Raw genomic sequence first — 23,402 nt, 5'->3', positions numbered from 1 at the left:
TTTAAGTTCGTTAATATCTTTTGGCAAATGTATTTATTCAAATTATAATTTCAAATTGATTACATAATAAAAAACAAATTGATTACTAATATTCTGACTGCTTTAAAGTAATCAATTTGTTTTTTATTATTAGTTTCCCGCCTTCGCGAGAATGACAATTTTATTTGAAACCTCGATAAAAAATCGAGAAATCCTTTTTCGAGTTAATTCCCAAAATTATATCTGAGCGTAATTCCAGAGCGAATAGTTGTTTGCGGAAATGCTGTTGAAATAGCATATTCTGAGAACGCATAATCGAAATAGAAAATACCTGTTAAGTTTTTACTAAACGCATAATCTGCTGAATATTTTAAGCCCCAAATAGTTTGTCCACTTGTTACTTGGTTATTCTCTAAGTCTAAATAACGTATAATCGTTTTATTATCTCTAACCGATATGTCTGCTTTCATATTCAAATCGCTCACAATACGCTTTTTTGGACCTGCAAGTTGCGAACGAATACGCACATCTTTTATTCTATAACCCAAACCAATAACATACTCATTACCCTGAATCTCAGTCATTAAATTATTATCAAAACTAAGCGACAGCAATCTATCTTTTCTAACTTCAGCAAGAATTTTTATTGAATTTTTCATTTCGAAATCTATTCGAATTAACGGACTGAATAATTCGGTTAAATTGATGTTACTAAATAAAGTTCCGTTTTTATAATTCCCTGATTGATCTTTAGATTCTGGTGGCTGACTTGCATAATCCAACCCAGGAACCGGGGCTTCGTTTGCACTTGCATCTAAGTTCAAATTTAAGTTAGTACTAAATTGATTAATAGTATACGTAGAACGATACCCATGAGTTACAGAGAATCGTTTAAAGCGTTTTTTAAACCAATTAAACTTCATAAAACCTGTGTATTTTAAATCCCAGTTGGGAATTGGCACATCTCTAAAAGCACTGGTTTTTACTTTGTTCGCATCTTGCCCTGAATAAGCAGCTAAAAAGGCTGGCAATAACACCGCTTGATTATTTTTACCAAAGCCTAACGGGTAACCTTCTCCATCTCTGGCGTATGTTGAATTACCATAAAATTTCTCGGCAAGTCTTTCAGCAATTTTTAACCTATTGGCTCTAAAATCATTAAATGCCTCCGATACATTTTCATCACTATTACCAAATGCCGTTTTAATTAAAATGGTAGATATATTAAAGTTTCCGAAAGTGTTTGGTGTTAATGATTGATATTCTAATGTATTTGGGTCTACTTTATAATTCTCATTGTAGTTTTCGTAATGCGCTCTGTTACCAACAATATCAATTTTTAAATCTTTTATGGGTTCTAAATTTGCTGATACATCCAATTGTTTGGTATGTGTTTCGGTATATTGCTGATTAAATTCTGGAAACACCGTTAACCACCCGTTTCTTGCCGCCAAATGTCTTATGTCATTTTGACTTCCAAAAGTATAACCTAAAGTAGGCTTTAATGTTCCTATAAATCCTGGAGTTTGCGTATACCCTGGTAAAAATGTGCCGTTATTTTCAGAATAATTAAATTGGATTCTCTTAATACTTGTTAAAATATCTATTCCAGTATTTAATAGTTTTGTAACCGATTTATTTTTACTTTTTGCAGGCTTTGTTTTTTGATTTGCTCCTGGTGGTCTGCCTTTCTGTGGCGTTCTGGATCTTACATTTCTAACAGGTTTTTTCTCTAAACCAATATATTTATACAACTTTTTCATATCTAAAGTAGAATTTAGACTATGAACATTTGAGTTTTGAATACTGTTAACTTCCCCTCCTAAAACTTCTCCATATAAATCTGACCCTTTTTGCCACAGAAAATCTCCATCGTAGCGATAAGTAGCTTTTAAAAAATTAAATGTTGGAATTTTATCGATAGGCAACTCATAATTAATACCCAAACTTTGACTTTGTCTATTGGGATCACCAAAATCTAAGAATCCGTCCCAAACATCTAAGGTTGGATCTTGTTCTCCATTTACAATATTATCTTTAAAATAATTACGGACAATATTATTATTTGCTGCTGTAAAGTTTAAGCTTAAAGCTTTAGTTAAATTATAATTAATAGTGTATTGAAAATCGAAAGTGTAATTTCTTCTAAACAATTCTTCAATACCAATATTTGCTCCACCTAAATCAATTTCTCTAAACTTCTGTCTATTAAATTGTCGATTTACATCGGTATTAATGGTGAAACTTGTTGGTAGCAAATTGAAGTTAAAGTCTTTTAGAATTTTCCAATATTTACCTGTAAACAAAGAGTCGTTCTTTTTAAAAGGTTCAACCTCAATGGTATTAAAATTAAATGCATAATTAGCACCAACTCTTAGTGTTTTATTTACTGAATTTTCAATTTCGAAATCGCGATGCTCTACTTTATTATATGAATAGTTAAGTGTTAAATTTTCAACATCATAAAAACGAGGTTTTGAGTCGCCTGTTCTAATTTTTCTAACACCAATAAAATTGATACTTTGGCGTCTTGTGTAGTCTTCAGATTGTTCTTTTATTTTATCGCGTTCTGCGCTATCATTTGCTGCATCCAACCTAGACTCTAAAGTTAAATCTTTATAAAACTGATCGTACTTTGGTGTAATTAACTCTTCGCTTTGTGCATAATTAAACGGCACTTGAATACCCCATTTCTTTGGTAATAACTGACCGACATTAACATTGGTTACCACATCGTATTGCTTAACGTCTTCTAAACTTCGCTGGCTCGGACCTTGCTCAATAGTACCAAAACCCGAAGTGCTTTGCCTCCCTGTGGCACTTATGTTTGCAAAATCTGCAATATTAGTATCTACACTTAAAACGGCTGCCCAACCTCCCTCGTTATCTAAATCGGATAAACGTAATTCGTTAAACCAAACTTCGGCACAGATATCATCTCTATTCGTAGCGTTTTTAACACCAACCATTAGCGTTCTTATATCTCCAAAATTAGGATTCCCTTTTATGGCTATTCTGTGTTGACCTGCTACGTAATTGGAGTATTCATCACCAGTAATAGGGATTGCCTCACCATTAATAACATCATAAAATGTAGGATCTAAATTGGTTAACGTACCATCTGATATTCCAAGTGATTTAATTTGCCCTAAAACATCAATTGGTAAATTAATTTCATTATCCTTTGGCCAAAGTCCTTCTCTTGTTGTTGAAGTAGAGACTTGCAAAGGGATTTCTATTTGATAAAAGTTCTCGGTTAAATCGTTACCAATACGAATAAACCCAACTAATTCATCATTAGTTAAAGAATTTCCAGAATCATCAGCTTCAGCGTGCATAAACATTCGTAAACGTTTGTATTGACGCATATCAATACTTATATTTTTATAAACTGCTTTAGAATCTTCAGACTCTAAATTACAGACATTAACCACTAACGATTGTTCGTTTTGTTGAATAACCGTGTTATTATTAAACAACTCTTCAGGATCGATTCCTGGGGGTCTTTGGTAGCTTCCTTCGTTTTCAAGTGTACCAATAACTCCTACCGAAAAATCGGTTTGAGGGTCATCAGGTGTGGCATCATTTTTATCTAAAGCTTGGGTATATCGCCTCCAATCGCTTCGTACTAAATCTAAAGTTCCGAAACGGAAGACGGTGTTTTCTGAAAACTCTTTCAGAAATACACGCGCAAAACGTACAGATCTTAAATCACTAATCCCTCCAATTGAAGTTACATGACTTCCTTGAACTGGAATTCTAAATTGATACCAACGTACATCTTTTGTATCTCCGTTTGGCAGCAATCTTGGTCTGTTTTTATAGTCTCTTAAAAAATCTTTTAAAGGATTGCTATCTGGTATATTATCAAAATCTGCTTCCGATTCAGGCAAATTTTGGCGTGTAATATCTAGCTCATATTCAAAATAACTATTAATCGTATTCATGGTATTATCACGATTAATATCTTCGGCATCTGGTTGTGTATTAGCAGCTCTTTGAGTATCTGTAAACGTATCAGGTGTATTACCTTCAACCCCATTATACTTTTTATAACGCTCAAAAATATCGCCTTCTGTATCTAAAAAATAACTATAATTATCATTCGCTGGATCTTCTAATCCTGCAAAATCGGGAAACTTAGTGCTTTCATCTGTATCATTTAAACCATCGTAACCAATATCTTGAAGTATTCTGTCTTGCCCTTGAGAATCAAAAGCATAAATTAAAGATTGATTTCCTGGTGTTTTTCCCCAAGAGGTTTCCGTTGTAAAGGCATTATTTGAAGAATCTGGTAATCCGTTTTCGTATTGTTTTCTTCCATCAGATAAAACATCTTCAGAAATATTTCCTAAGTTAAAAACTAATTTACCACCTGGATTTGTTGGATTTTCTTGAAATGGATCTTGTAACCAAAACTCAATATACTCTACATTGGCTTGCTCTAAATCTGTTGATGTTAATTGACGCGTAATTCCTGCCCAACTTTGTTGCGGATTATTAAGTGTATTACCATTTGCAGCTGGATTAAAGTTATAAGGTCCTCTTTCTGATGGATAATACGCCAAATCTAAAGTAAAAAGCACTGAGTTTTGACCTTGAACTAGATCTCTTTCTGGAAATAATTCATTTATAAATACCCGACTTGTAAATAAATCAGACACATCATCATCCGAGATATCATCAGGTCGTCTAGCACTATAAAAAATAGGGTCGATAGTATACCAATTTAATAAAGCTCTTTGGTAACCATTTTGCAAATTTGAAGGACTGTTTGGATCTGTAACATCAACATATCCTAAACTGGGATCAAATGGAGTACTTGACAAAAACCACGATTGTTGCGATTTTAAATCAATACTTCCTTGTGAACCTTCAAAATCATCAACATACGATGTTGCTTCTCCGTTAAGGTTTGTCCCTTTTGGAGCTCCCGGAGCTAAATAAGCAAACTCACCTCTAACCGATAAATTAGATTCCACATCGGTATCAATATTTGGTAATTTGTTTGCCAATCGTGTTAAAAATGGCACTTTGGTTGAGTAGTTACCATTAAAGCCAAAAATAGTATTGTTTATAGGCTCTGAACCATAATTTGCTTTTTGAGTGATTGGACGCTCGTTTAGATTTAATAGTGTTGCACCTAAAACAAAATTTTCGTTGAATTTATGTTCTACATTTATCCCTGTAAAACGTCTTGTTTGCTGACCGAAAACCGCATTATTTTCAGTAGAAACATTAATAGGTGTATTGGATGCTTTTAAAGCTTCGTCTAAAATTTCGACTCTTGCAGAAGCATAATTTACAACGTAATCTACGCCTTCAACTAAAACACGACCACCGGCTGTAACCGTTACAGAGCCTCTCGCTGCTCCAAAAGGAATAGCAATACCGCCTCCGCCAGCAGACTTATAACGTCCTTTTAGTTTGAATTTATTTTTTTCAACTTCTTCTAAAGCTGCTGTTTTTGTGCTTTTATAAAGTATATCATATACATACTTTGTTTGATTCTCGTTATACGTCGCATCATTATCATAATTTTCACTAGCATTTAGCGATAATTTATCAAAAAGATATTCTCCAAAAGGCTCTACACTAGGGAATATTATTTTCCCGGTTTGTGGCAACACGGTTATGTTTGGTACGAAGTCAAAAAAACCATCGCCTTTGGTTTGCGGATCGTTATTAAAATTTAATTTATCTAAACTGAAAACTCTTAGCAAAGGCGTTTCGTTTAAAGGATCGTCATTTGGTTCAGGCGCGGGAAAAGCTGTTGAACCAACGGGCGAAATAAAATTTAAAGGTGAGGCTTCGTTATAAAAAATATTAAGTTTAAAATCGTCTTGACTTAAATTATAAGCCCCCGTATCGTAAATGTTTTTCATCATCAACTTCCAAACGGGTTGATTTACATTAGTAATACTACTTTTTAATAATTTTAACACTAAGTTTTTGTTAGTGACTCCAGTAACTTCCCCAGAACCATTTGTTGTAACATCGGTAGCATCAATACCATCATTTGCAAATTCACCTACTTGGTACACTTTTCCGCCAATTGTAAATTGAAAGGCAACCGCTAATATTTCATCATTATTTAAACGCTGATTTAATGATATATATCCTAAATCTTTATTTAAACTATATTCTTGATTGCTTATTAATTTGCGTGCATTTTCCAATTTTGCATAATCGAACCCTTCATTAACATTGGATACTAAAATACCCGATTGAACGGTTGCTACATCTCTAACAGCTTCTGTAAGCACACTTGTTGAGCCAATAGCTGTTGGATCAAAATCGTTATTACTATTATCTGGAATAGCACCTAATCCTGCATTTACAAAACCTGCTGGTGGCGATTGTAATCCTATTAAATCTGTTTCTCCTAAATCTTGAAGCGCAACAATATTTCTAACATTATCTGTTCTGTTGCTTCTATTGGTTACCCAAACCTCAAGTCTTGTAATTTGTAACCCTTTATTGTTTATATACGGATACGTTTCTAATGCTGTATTGTAAGTATCTCTAAAATATTGTGCTAAAAAGAAGTGTCGGTTTTCATCATAATCTCTTATAAATAATTCGAATTCTTCAAGTGTTCCTCCACCTTGGGCTACGACACTATTGGACTGCGATTTTTGTTCAGAAAAAACCCCTGTAACCGTTGTTTTACCAAACTGTAACTGTGCTTTAACACCAAACAAACTTTGTGCGCCTGTGATTAATGAGCTGTTTAATGGCATACTTACATTACCAACTTCTATTTTTTGAATAATATCGTCTTCCGTTGGTGTGTATTCTAATTTAATAATATCTTGAAAATCGTAACTCGCCTGAGTATCATAATTAGCGGTTACTTGTAATCGAGTACCTACTTTACCTAATAAACTTAAACTGATTCGCTGATCGAAATCGAAAGTAAAATTATTTCTATTTTTTGGTGAAAATGAAGGGTTATCTTGTTTTGAAAATAACACACCTAAATCCATTTCTACTGAACCCTGCGGAACCACACTAATGGTATCGCTACCAAAGATAGAGGTAAAAAAATCGGACTTTACATAAAACTCTGGTATTAAGTTTTTTTGCCCATCTTTAGCACCTGTTTTCTTACCATCGAATGCATCAATTTTTTCTTTATAATAGGCTTTTAAGTTTTCTTTTGCCACCAAAGCATAATACTCTTTTGGTGTTAAAATAACTGGATATTTTATATTGTAAGTTCCTATTTTTTCGGTATAAATGTAACGATTTGTTACAGGGTCGAATGTATATTTAGATTCAACACTATTAGGATTTGGAGCTTTTATTTCCCCTAAACTAAATCCTGTTTTTACAGAATCTTGTACAGGCTCTTGAGACCAAACTGAGAGAGAAAATAGCAATACAAAAACTAAAAAAATGCTTCGACTATGCTCAGCAACCTCAAATTGATTAAACTTAGTAAAGCGTTTTTTAAATAATTTATAAAAATTTGGGTTAGTTATATTCAAAATCTGTTATAAATTTTTTAAAGCTTGTTTTATAATGGTTTCAACATTGGCATCGGGTTGTGCCATTATAATTTTATCCACAACACGTTCTGCCTGCTTCTTTACAAAACCAAGAACTTCTAATGCTGATAACGCTTCATTTTTATTGGTATTGTCTTTTGAAACAGAAACTTCGTCAATATCATAAATCTTTAGAATTTTATCTTTCAAATCTATAATTACACGTTGCGCCGTTTTTGCTCCAATACCTTTAATAGATTGAATTAGTGCTACATCTCCAACAGCAATGCCCTCTCTAACCTGTTTTGGTGTTAATGAGGACAACATGGTGCGTGCAATACTAGAACCAATGCCACTTACAGAAATTAATAATCTGAAAATCTCACGTTCGGCTAATGACGAAAATCCATAAAGCGTATGAGAATCTTCTTTTACTTGAAGATGTGTGTATAATTTTAAATGTTCACCGTCTGGAATTTGAGAGTAGGTATGCAATGAAATGTTAAGCATATAGCCAACCCCATGACAATCAATAACAACACTGGTTGGTTTTTTTTCGGTAAGCTTTCCTTGAATATGTGTTATCATAAATCCCTATATCTTAGTCAATCAAATGTAATAAAATTATTTGCATTTAAAAGTATTTACCGCTTGAATCTAATAGCTTTAGGCTACTTAACATTCGCCTTTTCCAATTCCCATTTTTCTTTATGCTGCGCATCAATTACTGCAATAGCTGTCATGTTAACAATTTCGTCAACATTAGCTCCTAATTGAAGTATATGCACAGGTTTACGCATACCCATCATTATTGGCCCAATAGATTGTGCATCATTTAACTCTTTTAATAATTTATAGGTAATATTTGCTGAATCTAAATTCGGAAATATTAGTGCATTTACTTTTCTACCTACTAGTTTAGAAAAAGGAAATTTTTCACGAAGCATTTCATCATTCAAAGCAAAGTCGGTTTGCAACTCGCCATCTACAATCATATCTGGAAAATGACGATGTAAATAGGACACAGCCTCTCGTACTTTTGATGCATTAATATGTTGTGACGACCCAAAATTAGAATACGATGTCATTGCCATAACTGGTTGCATACCAAACATTTTAATAACTTGAGATGTCATTTGTGCTATCTTTGTTAAATCTTTAGCGCTCGGGTCAATATTAATAGAAGTATCACTTAAAAAAAGCGGCCCTCTTTTAGTCATCATCACATTTGTAGTAGCAATTCTTGTAGCTCCTTTAGCCATACCAATAAGCTCCAACATAGGTTTTACCACGGTTGGGTAATTTCTAGAATAGCCTGAAATTAGCGCATCGGCATCACCTTCGCTAACCATCATTGCAGCAAAATAATTACGCTCTCGCATTAATTTTTGTGCTGAATAATAAGTTATACCTCTACGTTTGCGTTGTTCCCAATATACTTTTGCATATTTATCTTTACGTGGGTTTTCCTCTTCTGTTTTAGGATCAATGATTGGCACATCGGCATCAAACTCTATTTCTTTCATTAGATTTTGAATGGTCTCTTTTCGTCCTAATAGAATAGGAAAAGCAATACCATCTTCATAAGCAATTTGTGCTGCCTTAAGAACTGCTAACTGATCTGCCTCAGCAAAAACTACACGTTTAGGATTTAATTTTGCTCTATTAAGCAATAACCTCACTAATTTGTTGTCCGAACCTAAACGTTCTCTAAGGATGTCTTTATATTTTTCCCAATCTGTAATAGGCTCTTTTGCTACGCCACTTTCCATAGCTGCTTTTGCAACTGCAGGAGGCACTTCGGCAATTAAACGCGGGTCGAAAGGTTTTGGAATAATATATTCTTTACCAAAGGTTAAGCGTGTTTCGCCATAAGCAATGTTTACCTGTTCTGGCACGGGTTCTTTAGCTAAACGTGCTAAAGCTTTAACAGCTGCCATTTTCATAGCTTCGTTAATTTTTGTTGCACGTACATCTAAGGCCCCTCTAAAAATAAATGGGAAACCTAGAACATTATTGACTTGATTAGGGTGATCACTTCTCCCTGTTGCCATAATAATATCCTTACGAGTTGCTACCGCGATATTGTATTTTATTTCTGGATCTGGATTAGCCATGGCGAAAACAATTGGGTTATCTGCCATACTTAAAAGCATATCAGGATTTACAATATCTGGCATAGATAGACCAATAAAAACATCGGCATCTTTCATGGCCTCATCAAGCGTATCAATTTTTCTATGGGTTGCAAATTCGGCTTTTTCTGTAGATAAATTTTCTCTATCGTCTCTAATAACCCCTTTACTATCAAGCATCACCATGTTTTCACGCTTTGCTCCACAAGCTTGGTATAATCTTGAACATGAAATGGCAGCAGCTCCTGCTCCACTAATTACAATTTTTACATCTTCAATTTTCTTTTTAGCAATTTCTAAAGCGTTAATTAACGCTGCAGCCGAAATAATTGCCGTTCCGTGTTGATCATCATGCATTACAGGAATATCTAACTCTTCCTTTAAACGACGTTCTATTTCAAAAGCTTCGGGTGCTTTTATATCTTCCAAATTAATGCCTCCAAAAGTGGGTGCAATCATTTTTACAGTTTGAATAAATTCATCAACATTTTCAGTATCTACCTCAATATCAAATACATCGATATCTGCAAAAATTTTAAATAATAAGCCTTTTCCTTCCATTACTGGTTTAGAGGCTTCCGGACCAATATTACCTAGACCTAAAACGGCAGTCCCGTTTGAAATTACAGCCACTAAATTACCTTTAGCTGTATATTTATAAGCGTTATTTTTATCCTTTTCAATTTCTAAACAAGGCTCTGCTACACCTGGTGAATAGGCTAAAGACAAATCTCTTTGGCTTGCATATTTTTTGGTTGGAACAACTTTTATTTTTCCAGGAGTTGGTTTTGCATGATATATAAGGGCCTCTCTTCGTTTACTTTCTTCGCTCATATGAATTATTAGTTAAATTCTCTTTTTAGTGAGAATGACATTTTAAAAAATAATTCTTTAAGTAATCCTTAAAGAATTTATCTTCAACCGACAAATATAATAATCCTATTTGCTAAACAACTACTCTTTTAAAAAATTGATGTTTCTTTTTAATCCTGAAAACTTAGTGCGTTTTACTGCAGATTTTTGAAACACTTTACTAAATGTTTCTTGAGTAACCTCCTCCCAATCTTTTTTTGTCATGGATAACAATTCTGGATGCGGTTTAAACAAAGGTTCGCTATGTGATTTTGAAAATCGATTCCAAGGACATACATCTTGACAAACATCGCAACCAAAAATCCAATCGTCCATTTTGCCTTTAAACTCTGTTGGAATATTTTCTTTTAATTCTATAGTAAAATAGGAAATACATTTACTTCCGTCTACAACATAAGGTTCGGTAATGGCTTCTGTAGGACAAGCTTCAATACATGCTGTACACGTACCACAATGATCGGTAGTTACAGAATCATATTCTAAATCTAAGTCGATAATGAGTTCTGCTATAAAATAAAAAGACCCTACTTGTTGGGTTAGCAAATTACTGTGTTTACCAATCCAACCTAACCCTGATTTTGCTGCCCAAGCTTTGTCAAGAACTGGAGCTGAATCAACAAAAGCTCTACCATGCACCTCACCTATTTCATCTTGAATGAAATGTAAAAGTGATTTTAACTTGTCTTTTATTACGAAGTGATAATCGGTTCCGTATGCATATTTAGAAAGTTTATAAGAATCTTCATTCTGAATTTCGGAAGGGTAATAATTTAACAACAAAGACACTACACTTTTTGAGTCTTCAACCAGCTTTGTTGGATCTAATCGTTTATCAAAATGGTTTTCCATATACTGCATTTGCCCATGCATATTTTTGTTCAACCATTTTTCTAAACGTGGTGCTTCTTCTTCTAAAAAATCAGCCTTACTAATACCACAAGACAAAAAACCGAGGCGTTTAGCTTCGGTTTTTATGATATTTGAGTAATTTAGTTTGTTCACCTTTTCTATTAAAACATCTAAACTACAATTTTGTTTTTAAACTAATTTAATTGAATCCTAAATCTTTTTGCGACTGAGGGTCTGCAACTGGGAAACAATTACCAGAAGGTAACTTTTCTGGCACATATCGTTTTAAATTTTCATCGTATAAAGATTTCTCAATAAACATAGTTATAAAATCAACTTCATTTTCTGTTAAATTAAGAGGAGTAAACATTGGAGAGAGTTTTTCTGAAGGTACTTCTGCATTTTCATGAGTAGCTTCATTCTTATAGCGTATAATATCTTTTACACTTTCAAAACTACCACCGTGACCATAAAAGCTAACATCTTTTAAATTATATAGTTGGGGTGTTTTAAATTTGTAATCGTCTTCACTGTTTCCTGTAAATCCACCACGTCCTTTTTTGGTAGCTTCATCAACTACTGTTAAAATATTAGCTCCTGCTAAATCATTCATCCCTAGAGCATGAAAATCCATACCATTTAAACCAGGTCCTGAATGACATGTATAACATTTCCCTTTATCAAAAAATAATGAAGCACCACGTAATTCATCATCACTCATTGCTAATTCTTCTCCTTTTAACCATTGTTGAAATGGAGCTTCATTTGGAAGCAAAATTCTTTCGTATGCTGCTATTGCAAGTCCAGCATTTATTTTAGAATAACGTTCTGATTCGTTAACATTTGGAAACGCATTATCAAATAACGCTTTGTAAGCAGAATTTACAATATAATCATGATCAATAACTAATCTGTGTACATCTATTCCTGCTATGGCTTGAGTTTCAACACCTTCAAACCCCAAAGAATTTACTTCTTTTGGAGTGCCTACTGTCCAATTAGCTTCTGTCCCAACGTTAGTTCCTGTTGCTCCAAATTGTCCGTTCCAAAGCATAACATCTTGGTAAGCAACATTTAACACACTTGGACTTCTTATCGGCTGCACATCAAGATCTCCTTCAATATAAGCAGATGATTTTAGCCTTCCTTCTCCAAATGAACCAAAGCCTATGCCACCTTCACCAATACCTTGAAGTATTCCACTTTGAAAACCTGCTGCTACATGATGACAACTAGCACAAGAATATGTATTCTTACCTTCTGAGTGCTTAGGGTTTAAAGCTAGTCCTGTTTCATGATATAACATTTTACCTAACGCCACTTTAGCATCAGTAATAGGATTATTAACATCGCTTGGAATAGCTAAGTAATTATTTGAAGACGGAAGAATTAAAGCTTCTTTTGAACCATATAATTCTATAATTTTTTTTTCTAAGTCGTTTTGAAGTGTAATGTCTACATAATCATCATTATCTGTAGCACAAGAAGAAAACAAGACTGCTATACAAATTGCAAGCATATTAAATACTCGTAGGTTTTTCATTATAATTGGGTTATTATATTTTTGAACGCAAACATAATAACATCTTTAAAAACCTTACAAGTTTTTTGTTAAATTAAACGAAATATTAGTTAATCTGTTGAAAGGTTTTATTTAGTCGTTTATCTGTTTTGGTAGAGATTAAGAAGTTTATTTTTAAAATAACCCACCTTGAATTGACCCTTTAACTTTTCCTAAATGTTTATAAGCTTGTTCGGTTACTTCACGTCCGCGTGGTGTACGCATAATAAAGCCTTGTTGTATTAAAAAAGGTTCATAGACTTCCTCAATAGTTTCTGAACTTTCACTAACTGCTGTTGCAATAGTAGAAATTCCTACAGGACCGCCCTTAAACTTTTCAATGATAGTGGTTAAAATTTTATTATCCATTTCATCTAAGCCATGAGCATCAACATTTAAAGCCTCTAAAGCATATTTAGCAATTTTAATATCTATACTTCCGGTACCCTTAATTTGTGCAAAATCTCTAACACGACGCAACAATGCATTTGCTATTCTAGGTGTTCCACGACTTCTACCAGCAATTTCAATAGCTGCTTCCATGGTTATTGGCACATCTAAAATAGTAGCGCTTCGCTGTACAATGGTAGTTAGCAAATCTGTTTTATAATATTGTAATCTGCTTTGAATACCAAAACGTGCGCGCATTGGAGAAGTTAATAAACCCGAACGTGTTGTGGCACCAATTAATGTAAACGGGTTTAAGTTAATCTGAACTGTTCTTGCGTTTGGACCAGATTCAATCATAATATCGATTTTATAATCTTCCATTGCTGAATACAAATACTCTTCAACTATAGGGCTTAATCGATGAATTTCGTCAATAAACAACACATCGCGTTCTTCTAGATTTGTAAGTAATCCTGCCAAATCTCCTGGTTTATCTAAAACGGGACCTGATGTTACTTTTATGCCTACACTCAACTCATTTGCTAAAATATGTGCCAATGTGGTTTTTCCTAACCCTGGAGGTCCATGAAATAAGGTATGGTCTAAAGCTTCGGTACGTAAATTTGCAGCTTGAACAAAAATTTGAAGGTTCTCCAATACTTGATCTTGACCCGTAAAATCATCAAATGATAGCGGTCTTAACTTTCTTTCTACATCTAATTCTTCTGGAGAAAAGTGCTCATCTGTTGGATCAAGGTTTTCGTTCATATTAGAGACTTTCTTTAAAGCTTCGCTTTATACTTTCAATGAAAATTATTTTCATTTCAGTAATGCTCAGGGTGACATTTTGTTTCAGTTTTAATTTATAGTAAAGATGGATTCGTGCCTGTAAAAAGATCACGAAAATCAGTATAAGCAAATATAAACAAAAAGCCTTTCCAAATTAGAAAGGCTTTTAATAACTTTTTTTTGAGGCTAACAAACTTAAAGTTTTATTATTTTTTAACAATGAGTTTTGTTAAAGCTCCTTGTTTTGTATTGATTTTTATAAAATACAAACCATTATTAATATCAGAAAAATCAATCTTTTTATTTATTAACATTGGTGTTTTTAATAGTTTCCCTGAAACATCATATAGTTTAACGTTTTCAACTTCAATAGCATTATTAACATCTATATATAACGCATCAGCTACCGGGTTTGGATAAACACTAATCGATTTTTGTAAAAAGTCAGTCTCTACACCCAATGCTGATGTTATAAATGTTTTTACCGTTCCGTAACTTGTACCTTGGCTATTTATAGCATATGCCACATAAGAATATTGTGTATTAGCTGTTAATCCTGTAATAGACTCACTAAATGTTCCAATACCAGAACCATTATCGTTTTTGGTTACTCCTGTATCACCAATAGTTGGATTATTATTTGTGCTGGTTATAGCGTATACAATTCCTCTTTCTGTAACAGTATCTCCGCCATCAGTAGTCACATCTCCTCCTAATGCTGCAGAAACAGAATCTACAGAACTTGCATCAACTGTAGTTAATGTTGCAGTAGTTGCAGTTGCATCCACTAAAACAGCAGTAGTAGCTCCAATACTATTTAGGGTTAAGGTAGCATCTGCATTATCAGCATCTTGTATAGTTCCACCATTGGCAGCTAACGTACCCACAACTACACCATCGGTATCTAAGTCTCCATTTTGAATCGTATATCTAAATAACAAACCACTTGTTCCTGTGCCACTTTGATAAGTAGCTTGACGCGTAGTAGCGCCAATAGTAAGACTCATTTGAGGAGTACCACCACCAGTATTAACAGTTACATTTTCATCAAAGTTAATAATGAAATCTAAATTTTGATCTACTAGGTATGTTGCATTTGCAGGAACTGTAACACTTGTAACAGTAGGAGCAACATTATTTGATATTGTATATGTTTCATCTGTTGTTGGCGCTACCGTAGATAATAGTGCTCCAACTCCTGTTGAGATTGTTGCTTCGAAAGTTAAATCTGCAGAAGCAAGTGGCGATGGTATGTATATCATTCCGCCAGCGAATGGATCACCCGTTTTAGCATCAAACGTAAGTGAGTTTCCAAATGCTCCTGAAATTCTAATCGTGTATACATTTCCTAAAGTTACTGTAGCAGGAGTAGAAAACGTAAATTTTTGCTGATATGCTGTTCCTTGATCTACGAAATTCACTGTTTCTGTTGCTAAAACAGTTCCAGTTAATCCTTCTCCTGAACGAAGCTCTAAGGTTCCTGCACCACTATAAGTTGCAGCAATATTCATATAAAAAGTAACATCTGTGAAATCACCAGTTGCAGCAGCTGTAAACGACTGCCCAATTTCTGGTTGAGCAATAGTATTACCAGTAGTTGTTTGACTTAAAGCTGCCCCAGCTAGCTCTGCAATATTATTTGAACCAGAAACACCATCATTACCTTTTATATCTAAATTTATTGTACCATTTGAATTCGTTAGACCTGTTACTGTCACATCATAAATAGAAACACTTACTGGCGTAACCGTACTAACAGTACCATCAGCCGCAGACGTCCCACTTAAAGCAAAATCAGTGATATCCACATTTTCTACCCCCTTGTCAAATGTAACCCTAAACACTACTTGATCTGCATCTGTTGTAGCATCTGTTGGGGTTTGTCTCACTATTGATGTTATTGTTACAGGTGCATTTTGTGATGCTTGATTAGAAGTTGGCGCACCAGTTAAATAGTAATTTGCTGTTGCTCCAGAACCATTTACTTCGATTACTTTATAATGATAAGTCGTTGCAGTACTTAAACCAGTTACCGCTACAGACGTTCCTGTACCATCATATATAATATAATTATTGCTTCCTAGATCTGTTCCTGAACCAAAAGTTGCATTTGCAGAATAACCTGTTGTTCCATCTACTGGATCTGCACTTACTGCAGAACCTGATTTTGCTACAACGATTCGTCTTGCACCATTACCATTTGTCCAACCGACTGTCATTCCTGTTTCTGTGATAGAACTAAATGTTATTGATGATGCAGCAGATGTTGGTTCGGTAGCTCCCGTAGCTGTTACAGTTAATGTAGTTGTATATGTTGATGCACTATATTCTGTTCCATCATTTACATCAAATGTAAAAGAAGAACTTGTGCCATCTGTGTTATAATATTGTAGATTTCCTGCATCTAAATTTGCTTTAGAAACTGCGCTTCCATTCGCAAGTTGTTCACCTGAGTCATATGCATCATTTGCATTCGCATCTACGTAAAGTGTTCCATTTCCTGGTATAGCAGTTATACGTAGGTGGGCAATAGGATCACTATCACCATCTGAATAAGAAAAATCAGCCGTTGCAAACGTATGAACTGAATTTTGAGATGGAGTAGCAGTAAAATTTGATGCTGTTGGTGCTGCATTTCCACCTGTAATCGTAAAAGATGTTCCAACTGGTGCTTGTACCACACTGTTATGATACTCCCAATTACTTAAGTTCATAATTGCAGCTAAAACCGTTGCTTTATCACCAGAACGCAAAGCTGTTGATTTATATCGTGCATTATCAACTTCACTTTGAGCACCACCAAATGGATATATACCAAGAGCATTTGTTCCATTTGTTAAACCACTTGGCAAACCAGAACTTGAAGTTGAAGATGTAGAAACAATTTGCCAAGCATTACCTGGTGTTCCACTTACTCCACTATTTGCATTGATTCCAGCAACAAAGTCATTTACGCTAGGTGTTCCTTCTGGTTGATAAATAAAAAGGTTATCCCCTGCCGATCCTAACATATTTCCTAGAGCTGGATCAATTGCCCCAATACTGGTAAGTGTTGCTGTTCCAGAACCAGTTGAAGCAAAACTTAATGTAGCTGAACTGATAGATATTTCTTCACCTGCTAAAAAAGATGATGTTGCAGTAAATCGTATTTTAGATTCAGAATTACCTAGAGCATTACTTGAATTCCAAGTTTCATCAGTAATTATAAACTGGGTTGTATTCGCTATAGGCACTAAAAAAACAAACGAAAATGATTCGTCATCCATATTAATTCGTGTAAATGCTATATCACCTTCAGTTAAAACGGTTTGTGAATTTAAGTTATTTGTTGAGGAAATCGTAATCAACAACACTAATATTGTCTTTAAACAATTAAAAGCGTATTTCTGTTTCATAAAGTTAGTTTTTAGTTTTGGTTAAAAATATTTTAAGAGGCTAATTTAATACAAGTTTTAAACAAACAAGGCATTTAATCCTGTTTTTACATCTTATTAACGATGATTTAATTTAAGAAACCTATTCTAACAATAAACCTCGTTTAATTAAAAACCTTAAATATTGTCTTTTTTTTATTGAAGGCTTCTTGCTGATATTTAAAAAAAAGCCTTTCTAAAATGGAAAGGCTTTCTCAAAAAATTTTGGTTGATTATAAAAGATGATCAATTCAAAATTGTAAATTCACAGCGTCTGTTAATATCATATTCTTCATCTTCACAAATACCTTCTTTATCACACTTGTTTAAAGGTTGCATTTCGCCATAACCTATGCTTTTTAATCGGTTTCTGTTTATGCCTTTAGACACTAAGTATTCTAAAGTAGATGCTGCTCTACGTTTAGATAGGTCTAAATTATATTGATCTGGTCCGCGAGCATCAGTATGTGCAGAAACTTCTACTTCCATAGATGGATATTTCTTCATTAAATCTACCAATACTTGTAAAGTTACCGCTGCATCTTCACGAATATCTGATTTATCAAAATCAAAATAAATTTTATCTAACTGCACTTGTACATCGCCTTTTTCGTTTTCTTTAACACGTTCTTCTGCATCTGCAAAAGACTCTAAACTTAAATAGATATCGTGTTGCACTTTTCCTTTACTATCCGTTGAAAATTCAACATCTTGAGGGATATACGCTTTACGTGTTCCGCGAACTTTATACTTTTTATTTGGTTCTATTTTGAAAATATAATACGCATTATCACCAACAATAGTATCTTGAATTACGGTGTCTGATTCGTCAAACAGTGTTACTAAGGATCCAATTAATAATTCTTTACTGTTTAAATCTTGTACAATACCTTCAACCTGATATTTTGTTAAAGGATTTTCTTCTCTTGTAAAACCAAATAATCTATCGTAACCCGTTCTGTTTGAAGACACATAACCCATATTGTTTTTTTCTCTAACAACATAGGCAAAGTCGTCTAAATTACTATTTATTGAGCCTCCTAAGTTTACAGGTTTATCAAAGCCTTCATTTACCATATTACTTCTAAATACATCTAAACCACCATAACCTTGATGACCTATTGATGAGAAATATAAAACATTGTATTCACTTATAAATGGAAATTGCTCTCGGTGTTTTGTATTAATAGTTTCCCCTAAATTTTCTGGATTACCATAAGTACCATCATCATTTATAGTCACTTTATAAATATCAAAACCACCAATAGTCCCTGGCATATCACTAGCAAAATAAAGTGTTTTTTCATCTTTGCTTAATGCTGGATGTTCCGTACTATAACTATTTGAAGTAAATGGTAATGCAGTAATATTTGTCCAAACACCATTAACTAATTCTGCTTTATATATTTTAATATGAGCAATATGTTCTTTATCTGTTTTTTTACGTGTTGCATTGGTTCTATTAAAATACATGGTTTTACCATCTTTAGTAAATACAGCGTTACTTTCATGTGAATCTGTATTAATCGCATCAGAGAATGGCTCCACATTTTCAAGCACATTATCATTAGTTAATGTTGCGCTATACAAATCTAAATACGGCAATTCATTCCACGAGTAGGATGGGTTTTCTGTATTTCTTGCTGATGCAAAGGCTACTTTATTATCACCATAAAACGATAAACCAAAATCACCACTAGAATTTTTATTCTCTATTTGCTTTAATTCAAAAGTATGTGGTGTTGTTTTTTCATTAGCTTCAATAAACCCAATTGTATTTACTGGTTTATTGAAATATCTACTTAAATGTTTATCGGCTTCCTTATAATTTTTTACACCTTTTAAAGCTTGTGCAAAACGAAAGTGATATTCAATATCAATAGAATCACCATACTCTACAAACAACTCTCTGTAAGTTTTAATTGCTTTTTGAAGACTGCTGTTGTAATAATAGCTATCTGCTAAATTTTGAAGCACCTCTTGGTTGCGTACTTTTGTTTCATAAACTTCTGCAGCTTGTGTGTAAGAACGCATTTCGAAAAGCTTATTAACACGTTTTAAGTTCTTGTTTTGTGCAAATGCCATTCCGTTAACTAATAAAAGGCCTGCAAGTATATATATATGTTTTTTCATATTTTCCTATTATTAAATTTCTAAAAGAATCTTGGTGAACGGTCGTAACCTCTTTTTAATCCGAATAAATCGACATCAAATAAAATGAATATCTCATGTGATCCCGAATTGAAACTGCCTAAGTTATTCGTTGTATAATCGTAAGCATAACCAATTCTTAAATCTGGTCGTACTCTAAAATTAACTAATGCACTAACAGCATCTCCCAATCGGTAACCTAAACCAGCTTCTAATTTTTCGTTAATTAAAACATTTGCAGTTATATCTACCGCTAATGGTGCTCCTGAAACTGCTTTTGCCATAAATGCAGGTTTTAGTTTTAGTTTTTGATTAATATCAAAAACTAAACCTCCTGTAAAGAAATAATGAACATTTTCAACGCCTGTTGCTTTTATCCCGTTTTCGTTTTCCAAATGTTTTGTTGAAAGCATATTTGGAGCTGATAAACCTAAGTAATAGTTATCTGTGAAAAAGAAAGCACCAATTCCTAAATTAGGAAATGCTTTACTAATATTTTCATCGAAAGCTTGATCGGTATTTGTTCCACCAGATTGAAGCATAAAGCCATCAAAATTGGTATCAAAAAGTGTTATACCAGCTTTTACACCGAATGATATTTTACTTTCTAAGCCTACTGGTAATACATAGGCAAAATCTGCATAGATATTGTTTTCGTTAACAACATCTCCAATATTATCGTTGGTAAAAGAGATTCCCATCTCAATTTTATCATTTATTGGTGTGTGGGCAAAAAAGCTTCCTGTTTTTGGGGCGCCTACTATACCTACCCATTGCGTTCTATATAATCCTCCTAAGTTTAATATGCCTTCTTCCGCAGTAGCGTAAGCTGGATTAATCACACTCATGTTATACATATATTGTGTAAATTGAGGGTCTTGTTGTGCTGTACTTTGTAATGACAAGAACGTCAAACTTAACAAAGCAGCTATTTTATGACATATATTTAAATTTTTCATCGTTTCTAAATTTTGCTTTATATATAAATTATCTGCTTAAGTATAAGCGTCCTTGTTCTGGTTTGTTTTCACCATCGTTAAATCTGAAAATATAGAAATACACACCTACTGGTAAATCTCCGCTTGATATAACTCTTGATTGGTTGGAAGTTCCATCAAATCGAGGTGTATTTGCGTTTCCTTTGTAAACAATGTTGCCGTTTCTATTATATATTTCCATTTCGAAATTAGGATATAATATGGCTAGGTTGTCAACATCAAACGTGTCATTAATACCATCTCTATTAGGTGAAAAACCATCAGGGATTTGTAATTTGCCACAGGCTGTTACATTTGGCGTCAATTCTAAACGCACACTACTTTCACAACCTGTTACCGGGTCTATTAAAATAGCATAATAAGTTGTATTTGTTAAAGGAGTACTACTTGAAATAGTTGAACCACCAGTTGAAGCATCGTACCATATTACATTATTTGATGATGCATTATACTCTGTGATATTTAATGATAAATCATTAATTGTTGGATCATCGTTAATACAATATTCTTCTGAAGCATCTAATAATGTTGGTGTAGGAGTATCGTTCACCGTTACATCAATTTGAGCTGAAGTTGAAGATTCACAACCTGAACTGTTGGTTTGTGTTGCATAATAATCTTCTCCATCTACTAAAGCTTCTATACCTGTTAATGGTAATGTTAAAGCTGCATCTTCATACCAGTTAATTGTTCCTGTTGAGCTAATTGTACTGTCTAAATCTGAAACGATAGGAGTATCAACTAAGCAAAATTCAGGACTGTCATTTGTAACTGTTGGTGTTGGTGTATCATCAACAGTAACTGTTATATCTGCAGTTGAATCTGGTGAACACGGTGACACTGCAGTAACAGTATACGTGTAAATCCCTGCCGTATCTACAGCTGGATCAAAAAACCCTGTACCACTAGTTAATGCTGGTGACCAAGTTCCACCACTTTGAGCACCTGCTCCTAATGAAACAAATAAATCTGTTGAAGCATCTATGATACATAATGGAACGGTATTATCTGAACCTGCATATGGAGCTAAAGTAACTGTAACATCAACGTCACTAGTAAATGTTCCACAGGCGTTTGTTAATGTATAAGTATATGTTCCATCTGGGTCTACCAACGGATCAAAAACTCCTGTACCACTTGTTAAAGCTGGTGACCAAGTTCCGCCTGTATCAGCGCTTCCTATTAGTGTGAATAAATCTGTTGTCCCATTATTGCTACAAACATCTAGAACATTATCTGTCCCAGCATTTAATGGTTCTTCAATGGTTACTGTTATGGTTTCACTATCATCAATACAAGGTGCTGACGCAGTTACTAAATATGTAAACTGATATGTTCCTGCTAAAACTGCTGCTCCATCAAAAATGTTACCTGCTAAAGCACCTGTTCCGTCATTATCTTGCCATGTTCCTCCCGAATCTTGTGAACCATCTAATCCTGTAAATAAATCAATATTATTATTGTCATTACAAGCAATAATAGGTGTTCCATTAAGCTCTCCTGCATTTGGTGATATATAAATTGTAGCAGTTACTGCTGTTCTCACTGAAGATTCACAGGTAGTTATAGCATCTGTTTGAGTTGCATAATAAATTTGCGCGTCTACCAAAGCTGTTGTTCCTGCTAAAGGAGTTCCTCCTGTTGCAACATCATACCATTGTATAGTAGTTCCGGTAGCAACTAAATCTGCCACAGTAGCTGTATCGCAAAATTCTTGTGGAGATGAAGCTGTTGGAGCAGGCGTATCGTTAATAATAACACTAACTGTTACGTCCACGTCATCACAAGTTCCAATAGCATCTACATCAAAAGTAAAATTGTATGTTCCATCTGTAAGACCATCTAAAGTCACTATGTTTCCTGATACTGCTCCTGTTGCATCATCGTCATTCCAAGTTCCTGTTTGGTCTTCACCTGTTAATAAATCAAATAAATTATAAGTTTGAGCCGTGGTTACATCTGCTAAGCAAAATTCAACTGGTGTGTTAGGTGTCCCAGATTCTGGAGCATCTTCTACAATAACTGCAACCGTACTACTATTTGAGCATCCATTTGCATCAGTGATACTATATGTATAGTTATAAGAACCAATAGTTAATAATGTTAAATCAACATCGCTTCCTGATAAAGCTCCTGTGCTATCATCATCTATCCAAGTTCCACCTGAATCTTCTCCGGTCAATTGTCCAAATAAGTCTAAAGGCGAATTTGCTACTAAATCATTTTCACAAAACGGGGCTGACGTAGGTGTACCAGTTATAGGTAATGGATTTATTGTTATGCTTACTGTAACCAAAACATCATCACAACTCCCTATAGCATCTACATCAAATGTAAAGTTATAAGTTGCTGGTGTTAACCCTGATAAATCAACTGTATTACCTGTTAATGCTCCAGAAGCATCATCATCATTCCATGTTCCAGTCTGATCTTCTCCTTCTAATAAAGTAAATAAATCAAAGTTTGCTGGTGCTGAACCTTCGCAATATTCTGCTGGTGTGTTAGCGGTACCTGATTCTGGTGCATCTTCAACTATAACAGTAACGGTGCTACTATTTGAGCATCCGTTTGCATCAGTAATACTATAAGTGAAATTGTAAGAACCAATAGTTAGTAGTGTTAAATCAACATCGCTTCCTGATAAAGCTCCTGATGTATTATCATCTGTCCATGTTCCTCCTGCATCTTCTCCGGTCAATTGTCCTAATAAATCTAAAGGCGAATTTGCAACTAAATTATTTTCGCAAAATGTAGCGGCCATTGGTGTACCA

10 protein-coding genes are annotated in these 23,402 nt (G+C 34.1%); all 10 read right to left on the bottom strand.

What is annotated here, in order from left to right:
- Positions 1 to 203: 203 nt before the first annotated feature.
- Entirely contained in the window at positions 204 to 7,472 is a 7,269-nt protein-coding gene (sov, locus tag RG22_RS09965) for a T9SS outer membrane translocon Sov/SprA (protein WP_420804774.1), read from the bottom strand.
- 6 nt (positions 7,473 to 7,478) lie between these two features.
- Positions 7,479 to 8,060, bottom strand: coding sequence for a Holliday junction branch migration protein RuvA (gene ruvA, locus RG22_RS09960; RefSeq protein ID WP_034042893.1), 582 nt, complete (start codon positions 8,058 to 8,060; stop codon positions 7,479 to 7,481).
- An 83-nt stretch (positions 8,061 to 8,143) separates the two neighbouring features.
- A complete protein-coding gene (locus tag RG22_RS09955) occupies positions 8,144 to 10,441 on the bottom strand; it encodes an NADP-dependent malic enzyme (protein WP_034042891.1) in 2,298 nt (765 codons plus the stop codon).
- Between the two features lie 120 nt (positions 10,442 to 10,561).
- Positions 10,562 to 11,482, bottom strand: coding sequence for a tRNA epoxyqueuosine(34) reductase QueG (queG, locus tag RG22_RS09950; RefSeq protein ID WP_034042890.1), 921 nt, complete (start codon positions 11,480 to 11,482; stop codon positions 10,562 to 10,564).
- Between the two features lie 46 nt (positions 11,483 to 11,528).
- Positions 11,529 to 12,872, bottom strand: a complete 1,344-nt coding sequence (locus RG22_RS09945) for a cytochrome-c peroxidase (protein WP_034042889.1) — start codon at positions 12,870 to 12,872, stop codon at positions 11,529 to 11,531.
- 153 nt (positions 12,873 to 13,025) lie between these two features.
- The gene (ruvB, locus tag RG22_RS09940; protein WP_034042887.1) at positions 13,026 to 14,048 is read right to left on the bottom strand and encodes a Holliday junction branch migration DNA helicase RuvB; all 1,023 of its coding nucleotides are present in this window, start codon (positions 14,046 to 14,048) and stop codon (positions 13,026 to 13,028) included.
- Positions 14,049 to 14,275: 227 nt separating this feature from the next.
- Positions 14,276 to 17,464, bottom strand: a complete 3,189-nt coding sequence (locus RG22_RS09935) for a T9SS type A sorting domain-containing protein (protein ID WP_034042884.1) — start codon at positions 17,462 to 17,464, stop codon at positions 14,276 to 14,278.
- Between the two features lie 264 nt (positions 17,465 to 17,728).
- The gene (locus RG22_RS09930) at positions 17,729 to 19,615 is read right to left on the bottom strand and encodes an OmpA family protein (RefSeq protein WP_034042882.1); all 1,887 of its coding nucleotides are present in this window, start codon (positions 19,613 to 19,615) and stop codon (positions 17,729 to 17,731) included.
- 20 nt (positions 19,616 to 19,635) lie between these two features.
- Positions 19,636 to 20,592, bottom strand: a complete 957-nt coding sequence (locus tag RG22_RS09925; RefSeq protein WP_034042879.1) for a PorP/SprF family type IX secretion system membrane protein — start codon at positions 20,590 to 20,592, stop codon at positions 19,636 to 19,638.
- Positions 20,593 to 20,620: 28 nt separating this feature from the next.
- A partial coding sequence (locus tag RG22_RS18005) for a gliding motility-associated C-terminal domain-containing protein (protein WP_204244183.1) occupies positions 20,621 to 23,402 on the bottom strand: 2,782 nt, incomplete at its 5' end.

It is taken from the genome of Wocania ichthyoenteri Th78, from assembly GCF_000789235.1.
GTDB classification, from domain to species: Bacteria; Bacteroidota; Bacteroidia; order Flavobacteriales; family Flavobacteriaceae; genus Wocania_A; species Wocania_A ichthyoenteri.
The sequence above is the reverse complement of the archived record's forward strand: the minus strand, read 5'-3'. Positions and strand labels throughout refer to the sequence as shown.